We start from the raw sequence: 13,394 nt of genomic DNA, 5'->3' as shown, positions 1-13,394 counted from the left end.
AAAACATGGTTAAATATGGTGTTGTTGGAACAGGATATTTTGGGGCTGAGTTAGCTCGTTATATGCAAAAGAATGATGGAGCAGAGATTACTCTTCTCTATGATCCAGATAATGCAGAAGCAATTGCAGAAGAATTGGGAGCAAAAGTAGCAAGTTCCTTAGATGATTTGGTTTCTAGCGATGAAGTAGATTGTGTTATTGTCGCAACTCCAAATAATCTTCATAAAGAACCAGTTATTAAGGCTGCACAACATGGCAAAAATGTTTTCTGTGAAAAACCTATTGCACTTTCCTATCAAGATTGTCGCGAGATGGTCGATGCATGTAAAGAAAATAATGTAACCTTTATGGCAGGACATATTATGAACTTCTTTAATGGTGTCCATCATGCAAAAGAACTCATTAATCAAGGAGTCATTGGAGACGTTCTATACTGTCACACAGCTCGTAATGGTTGGGAAGAACAACAACCATCAGTATCATGGAAAAAAATCCGTGAAAAATCAGGTGGTCACTTGTATCACCACATCCATGAATTGGATTGTGTGCAATTTCTTATGGGTGGTATGCCTGAAACTGTAACCATGACAGGTGGAAATGTAGCCCATGAAGGTGAAAATTTCGGTGATGAAGATGATATGATTTTTGTCAATATGGAATTTTCTAATAAGCGTTTTGCTTTGTTAGAATGGGGTTCAGCTTATCGTTGGGGTGAACATTATGTCTTAATTCAAGGAACAAAAGGTGCTATCCGCTTAGACTTATTCAACTGTAAAGGAACTCTTAAGCTAGATGGACAAGAAAGTTATTTCTTGATTCATGAATCGCAAGAAGAAGATGATGATCGGACTCGTATCTATCATAGTACAGAGATGGATGGAGCAATTGCTTATGGTAAACCAGGTAAACGTACTCCATTATGGTTATCATCAGTCATTGATAAAGAAATGCGCTATCTACATGAGATTATGCAAGGAGCTCCAGTATCAGAAGAATTTGCAAAATTGTTGACAGGTGAAGCGGCTCTAGAAGCAATTGCTACTGCAGATGCTTGTACAAAATCTATGTTTGAAGATCGTAAAGTAAAACTGTCTGAAGTTGTACAATAAACATTGGTATTCTCCTAAAAAAATTCAAACAGGCCTGCTGAAAGTACTTTCAGCAGGCCTGTTTGAATTAAATAACTTTTGAAACTGAAATCTATTATACTACAAAGTATTGAAAGCGCTTTAAAAATAATATATAATAAACCCATAAGAACAAAGAAAAGGAGGAAAGAGGATGCCACAGATTACTAAAGAAGCCTTGATTGCACAAATCAAAGATGGGATCATCGTTTCTTGTCAGGCCCTTCCTCACGAACCGCTCTATACAGAAGCGGGAGGAGTCATTCCCTTGCTGGTCAAAGCGGCTGAGCAAGGTGGAGCAGTCGGTATCCGAGCAAATAGTGTTCGCGATATCAAGGAAATCAAGGAGGTTACAAACCTTCCAATCATTGGGATAATAAAACGAGATTATCCACCGCAAGAACCCTTCATCACTGCTACTATGAAAGAAGTTGATGAATTGGCAGAACTTGATATAGAGGTAATTGCTCTGGATTGTACCAAGCGTGAACGCTATGATGGTTTGGAGATTCAAGAGTTCATTCGTCAGGTTAAGGAAAAATATCCTAACCAGCTCTTGATGGCTGATACAAGTACTTTCGAGGAAGGATTGGCAGCCGTTGAAGCAGGAATCGACTTTGTCGGAACAACCTTATCAGGATACACATCTTACAGTCCAAAAGTGGATGGTCCCGATTTTGAATTAATCAAAAAACTCTGTGATGCTGGTGTAGATGTCATTGCAGAAGGAAAAATTCATACACCAGAACAAGCCAAACAAATCCTAGGATATGGAGTGCGAGGTATTGTTGTTGGTGGCGCTATTACTAGACCAAAAGAGATCACAGAACGCTTTGTTGCTGGTCTCAAATAACACAATCTCAAAAAAGAGGAGAGTGGTGGATGCGTCGGATAAAATGAAAACGTATACAAATGCAATCTTACTCATTATCCAATATGGATACGCTTATCAATTAGGAGAATACAAATGAAATTTAGAAAACTAGCTTGTACAGTACTTGCGGGTGCTGCGGTTCTTGGCCTTGCTGCATGTGGTAATTCTGGTGGTAGCAAAGATGCTGCTAAATCAGGTGGAGATGGCGCTAAAACAGAAATCACTTGGTGGGCATTCCCAGTTTTCACTCAAGAAAAAACTGGTGACGGTGTTGGAACATATGAAAAATCAATCATCGAAGCTTTTGAAAAAGCAAATCCAGATGTAAAAGTGAAATTGGAAACCATCGACTTCAAGTCTGGTCCTGAAAAAATCACAACAGCTATCGAAGCAGGGACAGCTCCAGACGTACTTTTTGACGCACCAGGGCGTATCATCCAATACGGTAAAAACGGTAAATTGGCTGAGTTGAACGATCTCTTCACAGATGAATTTGTTAAAGATGTTAACAATGAAAACATTGTACAAGCAAGTAAAGCTGGAGACAAAGCTTACATGTATCCAATCAGTTCAGCACCATTCTATATGGCTATGAACAAGAAAATGTTGGAAGAGGCTGGAGTTGCAAACCTTGTAAAAGAAGGTTGGACAACTGATGATTTTGAAAAAGTTTTGAAAGCGCTTAAAGACAAAGGCTACACACCAGGTTCATTGTTCAGTTCTGGTCAAGGGGGAGACCAAGGAACACGTGCCTTCATCTCAAACCTTTACGGCGGTTCTGTAACAGATAAAGATGTAACAAAATATACAACTGATGATCCTAAATTCGTCAAAGGTCTTGAAAAAGCAGCTGGCTGGATCAAAGACGGTTTGTTGAACAATGGTTCACAATTTGACGGTGGAGCAGATATCCAAAACTTTGCCAACGGTCAAACATCTTACACAATCCTTTGGGCACCAGCTCAAAACGGTATCCAAGCTAAACTCTTAGAAGCAAGTAAAGTAGAAGTGGTAGAAGTACCATTCCCATCAGATTCAGGTAAACCAGCTCTTGAATACCTTGTAAACGGATTTGCAGTATTCAACAACAAAGACGACAAGAAAGTTGCAGCATCTAAGAAATTCGTTCAATTTATCGCGGATGACAAAGAATGGGGTCCAAAAGACGTTGTTCGTACAGGTGCCTTCCCAGTTCGTACTTCATTTGGCAAACTTTATGAAGACAAACGTATGGAAACAATCAGTGGTTGGACTAAATACTACTCACCATACTACAACACTATCAATGGTTTTGCTGAAATGAGAACACTTTGGTTCCCAATGTTGCAATCTGTATCAAATGGTGACGAAAAACCAGCGGATGCTTTGAAAGCCTTCACTGAAAAAGCTAACGAAACAATTAAAAAAGCTACAAAACAATAAGCACTAAATCAGATTGACTCCTCCCTTTTCCCTGTGCATAGTCTATGTAAGAAAAGGGAGGATTTTATTTGAAATGTAAGGAACTGTCACGAAATTAAAATGAAGTTCTTACATAAGCGAATCTTAAAAAATTTCATTTTGATTTTAAAACAGTTCAAGAAAATCCAAAATATTCTATTTGTGAAAGAGAGGTGCCGACTGTGAAAGTCAATAAAATTCGTATGCGGGAAACAGTGATTTCCTACGCTTTCCTAGCACCAGTATTATTCTTCTTTGTCATCTTTGTATTGGCTCCTATGATTATGGGATTCATTACAAGTTTCTTTAACTACTCAATGACTAAATTTGAGTTTGTAGGCTTGGACAACTATGTTCGCATGTTTAAAGACCCTGTCTTTATGAAGTCTTTGATCAATACCGTTATTCTGGTTATTGGATCTGTACCAGTTGTTGTTCTATTCTCGCTCTTTGTAGCATCTCAGACTTATCATCAAAATGCCATTGCCAGATCCTTCTACCGTTTCGTCTTCTTCCTTCCTGTTGTAACAGGTAGTGTCGCCGTAACAGTTGTTTGGAAATGGATTTATGACCCACTATCAGGGATTCTAAACTTTGTCCTTAAGTCAAGCCATATCATCAGCCAGAACATTTCTTGGTTGGGAGATAAAAACTGGGCTTTGATGGCGATTATGATTATCCTTTTGACTACATCTGTTGGTCAGCCGATTATCCTTTATATCGCAGCGATGGGAAATATCGACAATTCATTGGTTGAAGCAGCTCGAGTTGACGGTGCAACTGAATTGCAAGTGTTCTGGAAGATTAAATGGCCTAGCCTTCTTCCAACAACTCTTTACATTGCAATCATTACAACAATCAACTCATTCCAGTGTTTCGCCTTGATTCAGTTGTTGACATCTGGTGGCCCAAACTACTCAACAAGTACACTTATGTACTACCTTTACGAAAAAGCCTTCCAATTGACAGAATATGGCTATGCCAACACAATTGGTGTATTCCTAGCAGTTATGATCGCTATCGTAAGCTTTGTTCAATTTAAAGTACTTGGAAACGACGTAGAATACTAAAGAAAGGAGACAGCTATGCAATCTACACAAAAGAAACCTTTAACAGCTTTTACTGTTATTTCAACTATTATCTTGCTCTTGTTGACCGTGCTGTTCATCTTTCCGTTCTACTGGATTTTGACAGGTGCCTTCAAGTCACAACCTGATACAATCGTTATTCCACCACAGTGGTTCCCTAAAATGCCAACCATGGAAAACTTCCAACAACTTATGGTGCAAAACCCTGCCTTGCAGTGGATGTGGAACTCAGTATTTATCTCACTTGTAACTATGTTTTTGGTCTGTGCAACCTCTTCTCTAGCAGGTTATGTATTGGCTAAAAAACGTTTCTATGGTCAACGCATTCTTTTTGCAATCTTTATTGCAGCCATGGCTCTTCCAAAACAAGTTGTCCTTGTACCATTGGTACGTATCGTCAACTTCATGGGAATCCATGATACACTTTGGGCAGTTATCTTGCCTTTGATTGGATGGCCATTCGGGGTCTTCCTCATGAAACAGTTCAGTGAGAATATCCCAACAGAGTTGCTTGAATCAGCTAAAATCGACGGTTGTGGTGAGATTCGTACTTTCTGGAGCGTAGCCTTTCCGATTGTGAAACCAGGATTTGCAGCCCTTGCAATCTTTACCTTCATCAATACATGGAACGACTACTTCATGCAGTTGGTTATGTTGACTTCACGTCAAAACTTGACCATCTCACTTGGGGTTGCAACTATGCAAGCTGAAATGGCAACCAACTATGGTTTGATCATGGCAGGTGCCGCTCTTGCAGCAGTTCCAATCGTAACAGTCTTCCTAGTCTTCCAAAAATCCTTCACTCAGGGTATTACTATGGGAGCGGTCAAAGGTTAAGAAAAGTAAACTGGTGTGTCAAGATTGCGGAAGTGGTCTTGACATGCTATGGAAATATAGAGGTTATAAGTGTCTACAAAATGTTGGGTATTTGCTTACCTTAGATATTTTGTTAGACACTTATCAACTTAAGAATGATTTTAGTTAACTATCAGAAACGAAGGAAAGAGTATGATTTTTGACGATTTGAAAAACATCACCTTTTACAAAGGAATTCATCCCAATCTAGACAAGGCTATCGACTATCTCTACCAGCACAGTAAGGATTCTTTCGAATTAGGTAAGTATGAGATTGACGGGGACAAGGTCTTTCTAGTTGTTCAGGAAAATGTCCTCAATCAAGCTGAAAATGATCAATTTGAGCATCATAAGAACTATGCAGATTTGCATTTGCTGGTAGAAGGACATGAATATTCGAGCTACGGTTCACGTATCAAAGACGAGGCAGTAGCATTCGACGAAGCGAGTGACATTGGCTTTGTGCATTGTCATGAAAAATACCCACTCTTGTTGGGTTATCACAATTTTGCGATTTTCTTTCCAGGAGAACCACACCAGCCAAATGGCTATGCAGGTATGGAACAGAAGGTTCGCAAATATCTCTTTAAAATTTTGATTGACTAAAAAATAAGGAGGAGCAAATATGGCACAAAAAGGAGTAAGCCTTATCAAGGCAGCATTTGATACAGATAACTTTCTCATGCGTTTTAGTGAGAAGGTCCTGGATATCGTGACAGCCAATCTTCTTTTTGTCGTCACTTGTTTGCCCATCGTGACGATTGGAGTAGCTAAAATTAGCATCTACGAGACTATGTTTGAGATTAAGAAGAGCAGACGTGTACCTGTCTTTAAAATCTATCTAAGAGCTTTCAAGGAAAATCTGAAACTAGGTCTTCAGTTAGGTCTGCTTGAGTTGGGCATTGTCTCATTAAGCATTCTAGATCTTTATCTCTTCTGGGGTCAGACAGCTATGCCTTTCCAAATGGTAAAAGCTATTTGTCTAGGTATTCTTATCTTCCTCACTATCGTGATGTTGGCTAGCTATCCAATCGCTGCACGCTATGATTTGACTTGGAAAGAAGTGCTGCAAAAAGGACTTATCTTGGCAAGTTTTAACTTTCCTTGGTTCTTCCTCATGTTAGCCATTCTCTTTCTTATTGTGATGGTTCTTTATCTGTCCGCCTTCAGTTTACTTTTAGGTGGCTCAGCATTCCTGCTTTTTGGGTTTGGACTCTTGGTCTTTATCCAGACTGGATTGATGGAGAAAATTTTCGCAAAATACCAATAGGATGGCTTGTTTCTGAAACTACTTTCAAGCCCTAAACATTTCAAAATTCATATCGAAACTAAAATCTAAGTGTACACAAGATATTGAAAGCGTTTTTCACAAGGTGTATACTAAACACGTAAAGAATAAATCCTGCTGTTAGCAGAAAAAAAGAAAACTTAGGAGAAAATCTATGTCAGATTTAAAAAAATACGAAGGTGTCATTCCAGCCTTCTACGCATGTTATGATGATCAAGGAGAAGTAAGTCCAGAGCGTACGCGTGCCTTGGTTCAATACTTCATTGATAAAGGTGTTCAAGGTCTTTATGTCAATGGTTCTTCTGGTGAATGTATCTACCAAAGCGTTGAAGACCGCAAGTTAATCTTGGAAGAAGTCATGGCAGTTGCCAAAGGTAAATTGACCATCATTGCTCACGTTGCTTGCAACAATACCAAAGATAGTATGGAACTTGCTCGTCATGCTGAAAGCTTGGGTGTAGATGCCATTGCAACGATTCCACCAATTTATTTCCGCTTGCCAGAATACTCAGTTGCTAAATACTGGAACGATATCAGTTCTGCAGCTCCAAACACAGACTACGTGATTTACAACATTCCTCAATTGGCAGGTGTTGCTCTGACTCCAAGTCTATACACAGAAATGTTGAAAAATCCTCGTGTTATCGGTGTTAAGAACTCTTCTATGCCAGTTCAAGATATCCAAACCTTTGTGAGCCTTGGTGGGGAAGACCATATCGTTTTCAACGGTCCAGATGAGCAGTTCTTAGGTGGTCGTCTCATGGGAGCTAAAGCTGGTATCGGTGGTACTTATGGTGCTATGCCAGAACTATTCTTGAAACTCAATCAGTTGATTGCTGACAAAGACTTGGAAAAAGCGCGTGAATTGCAATACGCTATCAATGCAATCATTGGCAAATTGACTGCTGCACATGGAAATATGTATGGTGTGATTAAGGAAGTCTTGAAAATCAATGAAGGACTTAACATTGGATCAGTTCGTTCACCATTGACACCAGTGACTGAAGAAGATCGCCCAGTTGTAGAAGCAGCTGCAGCCTTGATTCGTGAAACCAAAGAGCGCTTCCTCTAATCCATAAGGAGGTATTTATGACACACTATGTTGCAATTGATATCGGTGGAACCAACATCAAATATGGTTTGATCGACCAAGAAGGCCAACTTGTTGAATCGCATGAAATGCCAACAGAGGCGCATAAAGGTGGACCTCATATCTTACAAAAAACCAAAGATATCGTAGCCAGCTATTTAGAAAAGGGCCCAGTAGCAGGTGTTGCTATTTCTTCTGCAGGAATGGTGGATCCTGATAAGGGTGAGATTTTCTACGCTGGTCCTCAAATCCCTAACTACGCAGGAACCCAGTTCAAAAAGGAAATCGAAGAAAGCTTTACTATTCCTTGTGAGATTGAAAATGATGTCAACTGTGCAGGTCTTGCTGAGGCAGTATCTGGTTCAGGCAAGGGAGCGAGTGTGACACTTTGCTTGACCATTGGAACCGGTATCGGTGGTTGCTTGATTATGGATGGGAAAGTCTTCCATGGTTTTAGCAATTCAGCCTGCGAAGTCGGTTATATGCATATGCAGGATGGAGCGTTCCAAGATTTGGCCTCTACGACAGCCTTGGTGGAGTATGTAGCAGCAGGTCATGGAGATCCAGTTGATCAGTGGAATGGCCGACGTATCTTTAAGGAAGCCACTGAAGGCAACAAGATTTGCATGGCTGGTATTGACCGTATGGTAGACTATCTAGGGAAAGGTCTGGCAAATATTTGCTACGTTGCCAATCCAGAAGTGGTTATTCTCGGTGGCGGTATCATGGGACAAGAGGCTATCCTCAAACCCAAGATTCGCACAGCCTTGAAAGATGCCTTGGTGCCAAGCCTAGCTGAAAAAACACGATTAGAATTTGCCCATCACCAAAATACAGCAGGTATGTTGGGAGCTTATTATCATTTCAAGACAAAACAATCCTAGTTTGGCTCAGCCAAACTAGGATTTTCTAGGTACGACGGGCATGTAGTTCATCTGAGGTGTAAGTCCTCCGTGGGCACCTGCTACCAGTGAAGTCAATAACAATTTCCAAGCCTAACTATTGTGAGGTAGCGGATTAAAACGGTTTGGGGATAGACCGTTTTAAGTCTGACGCTGGAAATAAGAATCGGAAGAGGAAGGGACATTGACGGCATTCAAATTAGATTATTAAATATTACGAATTTTGTTCAAGATAGTGTAAAATAGATTTGTACTAGTTTCTAAAAATTTAATTTAATAAATAAGGAATATTACAAACTGATGTATTGAGACTATTCTTTGTCAAAAATACGGAGCATTGCAGGTAGTTCTCTAAAATATTTTGAGGTGATAGAATGTATAAGATATTAGTTGTAGATGATGATTTTGAAATTTTGAAATTGATGCGAACTATTTTAGAGATGAAAAACTATCAGGTAACGACGTATCAAGAAGTGACCGTACCAATCAATATTAATAATTTCAAAGGATTTGATTTGATTTTATTAGATGTAATGATGCCTAATATAGATGGTATGCAAATTTGTAAGCAGATTAGAAATAAAGTAAGCTCCCCTATTATTTTTGTTAGTGCAAAAGATACCGAAGAAGATATAGTATCAGGATTGAATTTAGGAGGAGATGACTATATTACAAAACCTTTCAGCATCAATCAATTAATTGCTAAAGTTGCTGCAAATCTCAAACGAGAAGAACGATACAAACAAGGTGAATTAAGTAATCAAATTGTTCGAGAATTATCTCCAATAACGATTTATTTACAAGAAAAAATTGTTTGTATTAATGGAGATAGTCTTGCCTTTACAAGTAGGGAATATGATATCATAGAGCTATTATCTAGCAATCCAAGAAAAATTTTTACTGTACAAGATATATATGAAAACGTTTATGATGATGATGCTGAAACCCTCTTTCGTTCAATATCTGAGTATATCTATCAAATAAGATTAAAATTCTCATCCTATGGAATTAATCCTATAAAAACAGTTAGAGGTATGGGATACAAGTGGCATGATTAAGAAGAATAGTACAATTAGAGGACGTATAATAAGGACTGTTTTAGAACTAGTAACAGGTACGTTACTGAGTATACTTTTATTTTTTATATTTACTTATTTACTTGTTTTTACAGGACAATTAAATGTATACGACTCTAAAATTGAAATTTCAGTGAGTGATACCAGCAATTTAAGTGATGTAGTTCAAGCAATGAATAACTCTATATTTGACTATGTTGTATTTAATCGCAAGACAGGTACAATTGAAGAGGGTAATTATCAAAAAAAGGATTTGCCTGCCTATCGAGAAGTTTTTGATAAAAATGAATCTGTAAGTAATAGTGAGGTGTATTATGGGTATTATGCTAATTCAGAGATTGTACTTACTGTCAGGCAACCCATGATACCTGAGTTTGTTAATCCGAATTTGCGTCACATTTCATTTAATCTATTTTCTTATTTATTTTTCTTCGTTTTCGAAACGATTTTACTCATTTGGTCACTTACAAGATTAATAAAAGAATTTTCAAAAAATTTTCTACTTATACAAAAAAAAGCTTTAAACATGGGGCAGTTAACATTTAAAGAAAAAAACATTCCCGCTCCAATACAAGAGTTCGATGAAATTCTCTCTGTATTATATCAAAAGGACGACGAGTTAACTAATTTACTCAAATCAGAAAGAAGGGAGAAGGAAGATTTATCTTTTCAAGTTGGTGCATTAGCTCATGATGTAAAAACTCCTTTAACAGTACTAAAGGGAAATTTAGAGTTGCTTGAATTAACTAACTTGACTGTTCAACAGAAGGAATACACTCAGTCAATGAATAACAGTATAGTAGTTTTTGAAAGATACTTTAGTTCAATGATTGATTATTCAAGATTACTAATTGAAGATAAAGATTATGGAGAACAGATACATTTATCCGAATTTTTAAGTGAGCTGTCAGTAGAAGCGAAATCTGTAATGAATAATGCAAAGGTTGATTTCAAAATTATTAATACTACAAAATTAATATTTTTTAAGGGAAATCGCTTTAATTTAAATCGGGCATTAATTAACATTTTAGCAAATGCAGCAAGATATAGTTCTGGAGAAAAAAAAGTTACGCTTACTATCATTGAGGAAACAGAGTATATTAATTTTGTAGTGTGGAATAATGGTCTGCCTTTTACTGAACAGTCCTTATTAAATGCAGATAAGTTATTTTATACTGAGAATAAAGGTAGGAATAATAAGCACTATGGTTTAGGGTTAGCATTTGCTAAACAAGTTGCAACTAGACATTTAGGAGAATTGTTTTTATCAAATCCAGATAGAGGTGGCGCTCAAGTGACGTTGCTTATTAAAAAATAATTCTGTAAGGATATATTAGATAGCTTCCATATAATAGTTATGTATAAAAATAGATGGTTTTCTAAATTGAGGACTGTCTATTTTTTTAATTTTGTAAAATTGGAAATTCTGAACAAATTTTGAAAAATAAAGTATAACATACAAGTATAAAACAAGGAGGAATTATAGTTATGAATATACAAGTTCAAAAACTTAGAAAATCATATAAGGATAGAGAAGTACTGAAAAATATTTCTTTTGAAATAAAAGAGGGGAGTATTTGTGGATTATTAGGTATTAATGGTGCAGGAAAATCAACAATTATGAAGATTATTTTTGGTCTTGAAAATGCTGATAGTGGTACGGTTATTTTTAATGGGGAAAAAAATGCGGGTATATATGAGATTGGAGCGCTTATTGAAACTCCAGCTATCTACATGAACTTATCTGCTTATGATAACTTAAAAACAAGAGCATTGTTATATGACATTTCTGACGAACGAATTAATGAAGTATTAAACTTGATTGGGCTATCTAATACGGGAAAGAAAAAAGCAGGGAGCTTTTCTTTAGGTATGAAACAACGTTTGGGATTAGGTATGGCAATAATTACTAGTCCAGATTTGCTCATTTTAGATGAACCTACCAATGGATTGGATCCAGATGGTATAAAGGAATTGTTGAATTTAATGATTTCTTTAAAGAAATCAGGAATGACAATTCTTTTATCTAGCCATCAACTGTATGAAGTTAGTAAAGTGGCAGATAAAGTTGTTATTTTACATGATGGTCAAATTTTTTACGATGGTTCGAATGTTCAAAGTGATGATTTAGAATCTTTATTTATAAGAATTGTTCATGGAGGTGACGCAATATGATAAAAATATTTAAATCAGAATGGTTAAAACAGCGAAAAAATACATCCAAAAAATTCTTGATAATAGCTCCTGGCTTGTCGATTTTAATAGCTATATTACTTGTTGGACCGAGTATTATAGAAAGTTTTTCAATATATTGGTGGGAAGCCGTCTTTTTGTACACGCTTATTGGATTGTTATTTTTATATGATTATAAAGCAGAAGAAGCTGCAGGAAACTTTCAGAATATATACTTTCGAAATGATAGCATAAAAATATATATCGTAAAGATACTTTTAAAATTAAAAGATTTACTCATTTCGAACGTATGGTTTTTAGCTATATTATTATTTACAAGTAATTTTTTGTATGGCGACTTAATATCATTGAATATAATTGGTGACTTAATTTGTTTAGTACTTATTTCGATAACATCCATATGGGTATTGCCACTCTTGTATCTATTTTCGAAACGGATCAACCCCTATATCTTAGTATCTATTAACTCCTTGATTTGTTTTTTGGTTGCACCTTTTATCGCTCAAAGTAGCTTTTGGTTCTTCTTTCCTTTTACATATCATTATAAAATTGCTTATAGTCTTATGTATATAAAACCGTCAGGAGATTTAGATTTAACAAATCATGTAACAGACGTTAAAATGGTAGTATTTACCGTATTTCTATCATTGATTCTATTTATTGTTTCTTTGTTAATGTTAAATTGGAGGTTAAGTAATGATCCAATTGCTAAAAAGTGAAATGATTAAATTTAAAGGTTCGTATCAACTATACATTATTTTGATTTTGTCTACTATACAACTATTGACAATTCCAATTTACATATTATCTGTAAATAACACAATTGTATTGGAAAATATTATCTTTTTACCCATGTTAGGCTATTGTATGATAACTACGATAATCACTTTATTAGTATCTGAACAAGAAATCAATGCTAATAATTATCAGAATATTAAAGGCTCGAGAAATACAGCCAGTATATGGGGAGCGAAAATTTTTGTGTTAGATTTACTATTATCTTTACTTACTATTCCTTTATGGGTAGTTGTAGGTATAGAGTTAGAACACTTTTCATATTATTTTTACGTAGGAATAGTTAGTTGGTTATTACTAATATTGCTAAATCATTTCCACATGCTATTGACATTGTTTATTGCGAAAGGTGGCAATTTACTTATTGCTGTTGTAGAAAGTTTATTTATATTATTTGCAACAAATAAAGTTTTTCTTAATATTTTTTGGATTCCAGTAATTTTACCAGTTAATATAATTTTAGAAAATAATTTTAGAAGCACAAACTATTTATTAGCTTTAACTTTTTATGTTGTATTATTGTTTGTTGCTAATTTAGTAGTTGTAAGCAGAAAAGGTGTTTAATTATATATTCTGATGGAAATGAATGGAGTGTTAAATTTTTGGATGGAAATTTGGGAATTGTTTTGACTTTACTTTATAACCAAAATAAATCTGTAAAGACAT

At 36.2% G+C, this 13,394-nt stretch carries 14 protein-coding genes; all 14 read left to right on the top strand.

Translation table 11 applies throughout. The annotated features are described in order from the left end of the window. The first annotated feature begins 5 nt into the window (after window positions 1-5). The 14 genes from B7700_RS10330 (at window position 6) to B7700_RS10265 (ending at window position 13,292) form a co-directional block, all read left to right on the top strand. Entirely contained in the window at window positions 6-1,109 is a 1,104-nt protein-coding gene (locus tag B7700_RS10330; RefSeq protein WP_000241730.1) for a Gfo/Idh/MocA family protein, read from the top strand. A 172-nt stretch (window positions 1,110-1,281) separates the two neighbouring features. After that, complete coding sequence (locus B7700_RS10325; protein ID WP_001135679.1) at window positions 1,282-1,980, top strand: N-acetylmannosamine-6-phosphate 2-epimerase; 699 nt, start codon at window positions 1,282-1,284, stop codon at window positions 1,978-1,980. A gap of 114 nt (window positions 1,981-2,094) precedes the next feature. Next, window positions 2,095-3,423: an ABC transporter substrate-binding protein gene (locus B7700_RS10320; protein ID WP_045611137.1), complete on the top strand. Its 1,329-nt coding sequence runs from the start codon at window positions 2,095-2,097 to the stop codon at window positions 3,421-3,423. Between the two features lie 221 nt (window positions 3,424-3,644). Continuing rightward, window positions 3,645-4,511 carry a carbohydrate ABC transporter permease gene (locus B7700_RS10315; protein WP_153198773.1) on the top strand — a complete coding sequence of 289 codons (867 nt, stop codon included), beginning with the start codon at window positions 3,645-3,647 and terminating at the stop codon, window positions 4,509-4,511. A gap of 15 nt (window positions 4,512-4,526) precedes the next feature. Further along, window positions 4,527-5,366, top strand: a complete 840-nt coding sequence (locus B7700_RS10310) for a carbohydrate ABC transporter permease (RefSeq protein ID WP_001192120.1) — start codon at window positions 4,527-4,529, stop codon at window positions 5,364-5,366. A gap of 171 nt (window positions 5,367-5,537) precedes the next feature. Beyond that, window positions 5,538-5,990, top strand: a complete 453-nt coding sequence (locus B7700_RS10305) for a NanQ anomerase/TabA/YiaL family protein (protein WP_084888746.1) — start codon at window positions 5,538-5,540, stop codon at window positions 5,988-5,990. Window positions 5,991-6,009: 19 nt separating this feature from the next. Next, entirely contained in the window at window positions 6,010-6,654 is a 645-nt protein-coding gene (locus B7700_RS10300; protein ID WP_084888744.1) for a YesL family protein, read from the top strand. 172 nt (window positions 6,655-6,826) lie between these two features. Then, window positions 6,827-7,744: a dihydrodipicolinate synthase family protein gene (locus B7700_RS10295; protein WP_049544866.1), complete on the top strand. Its 918-nt coding sequence runs from the start codon at window positions 6,827-6,829 to the stop codon at window positions 7,742-7,744. Window positions 7,745-7,761: 17 nt separating this feature from the next. Continuing rightward, window positions 7,762-8,646 (top strand): ROK family protein, encoded by an 885-nt coding sequence (locus B7700_RS10290; RefSeq protein ID WP_084888742.1) that lies wholly within the window; start codon window positions 7,762-7,764, stop codon window positions 8,644-8,646. A 392-nt stretch (window positions 8,647-9,038) separates the two neighbouring features. Then, a complete protein-coding gene (locus tag B7700_RS10285) occupies window positions 9,039-9,722 on the top strand; it encodes a response regulator transcription factor (protein WP_000276749.1) in 684 nt (227 codons plus the stop codon). Next, on the top strand, window positions 9,715-11,058 hold the full coding sequence (locus B7700_RS10280) for a sensor histidine kinase (RefSeq protein ID WP_084888740.1): 1,344 nt from the start codon (window positions 9,715-9,717) through the stop codon (window positions 11,056-11,058). The genes B7700_RS10285 and B7700_RS10280 overlap by 8 nt, the downstream gene beginning before the upstream one ends. 170 nt (window positions 11,059-11,228) lie before the next feature. Further along, the gene (locus B7700_RS10275; RefSeq protein WP_084888738.1) at window positions 11,229-11,915 is read left to right on the top strand and encodes an ABC transporter ATP-binding protein; all 687 of its coding nucleotides are present in this window, start codon (window positions 11,229-11,231) and stop codon (window positions 11,913-11,915) included. Continuing rightward, window positions 11,912-12,652, top strand: a complete 741-nt coding sequence (locus B7700_RS10270; protein WP_084888736.1) for a lantibiotic immunity ABC transporter MutE/EpiE family permease subunit — start codon at window positions 11,912-11,914, stop codon at window positions 12,650-12,652. Before B7700_RS10275 ends, B7700_RS10270 begins: the two co-directional genes overlap by 4 nt. After that, on the top strand, window positions 12,630-13,292 hold the full coding sequence (locus tag B7700_RS10265) for an ABC-2 family transporter permease (RefSeq protein ID WP_084888733.1): 663 nt from the start codon (window positions 12,630-12,632) through the stop codon (window positions 13,290-13,292). The genes B7700_RS10270 and B7700_RS10265 overlap by 23 nt, the downstream gene beginning before the upstream one ends. Window positions 13,293-13,394 lie beyond the last annotated feature (102 nt).

The organism is Streptococcus mitis (assembly GCF_002096755.1).
GTDB lineage: Bacteria > Bacillota > Bacilli > Lactobacillales > Streptococcaceae > Streptococcus > Streptococcus mitis_AC.
This window is presented reverse-complemented; position numbering and strand designations above follow the sequence as displayed.

Bases quoted from the DNA above. Each gene is read 5' to 3' on its own strand.
- B7700_RS10290 (WP_084888742.1), top strand. From the start codon at position 7,762: ATGACACACTATGTTGCAATTGATATCGGTGGAACCAACATCAAATAT.
- B7700_RS10300 (WP_084888744.1), top strand. From the start codon at position 6,010: ATGGCACAAAAAGGAGTAAGCCTTATCAAGGCAGCATTTGATACAGAT.
- B7700_RS10285 (WP_000276749.1), top strand. From the start codon at position 9,039: ATGTATAAGATATTAGTTGTAGATGATGATTTTGAAATTTTGAAATTG.
- B7700_RS10315 (WP_153198773.1), top strand. From the start codon at position 3,645: ATGCGGGAAACAGTGATTTCCTACGCTTTCCTAGCACCAGTATTATTC.
- B7700_RS10275 (WP_084888738.1), top strand. From the start codon at position 11,229: ATGAATATACAAGTTCAAAAACTTAGAAAATCATATAAGGATAGAGAA.
- B7700_RS10310 (WP_001192120.1), top strand. From the start codon at position 4,527: ATGCAATCTACACAAAAGAAACCTTTAACAGCTTTTACTGTTATTTCA.
- B7700_RS10270 (WP_084888736.1), top strand. From the start codon at position 11,912: ATGATAAAAATATTTAAATCAGAATGGTTAAAACAGCGAAAAAATACA.
- B7700_RS10320 (WP_045611137.1), top strand. From the start codon at position 2,095: ATGAAATTTAGAAAACTAGCTTGTACAGTACTTGCGGGTGCTGCGGTT.
- B7700_RS10325 (WP_001135679.1), top strand. From the start codon at position 1,282: ATGCCACAGATTACTAAAGAAGCCTTGATTGCACAAATCAAAGATGGG.
- B7700_RS10280 (WP_084888740.1), top strand. From the start codon at position 9,715: ATGATTAAGAAGAATAGTACAATTAGAGGACGTATAATAAGGACTGTT.
- B7700_RS10265 (WP_084888733.1), top strand. From the start codon at position 12,630: ATGATCCAATTGCTAAAAAGTGAAATGATTAAATTTAAAGGTTCGTAT.
- B7700_RS10305 (WP_084888746.1), top strand. From the start codon at position 5,538: ATGATTTTTGACGATTTGAAAAACATCACCTTTTACAAAGGAATTCAT.
- B7700_RS10330 (WP_000241730.1), top strand. From the start codon at position 6: ATGGTTAAATATGGTGTTGTTGGAACAGGATATTTTGGGGCTGAGTTA.
- B7700_RS10295 (WP_049544866.1), top strand. From the start codon at position 6,827: ATGTCAGATTTAAAAAAATACGAAGGTGTCATTCCAGCCTTCTACGCA.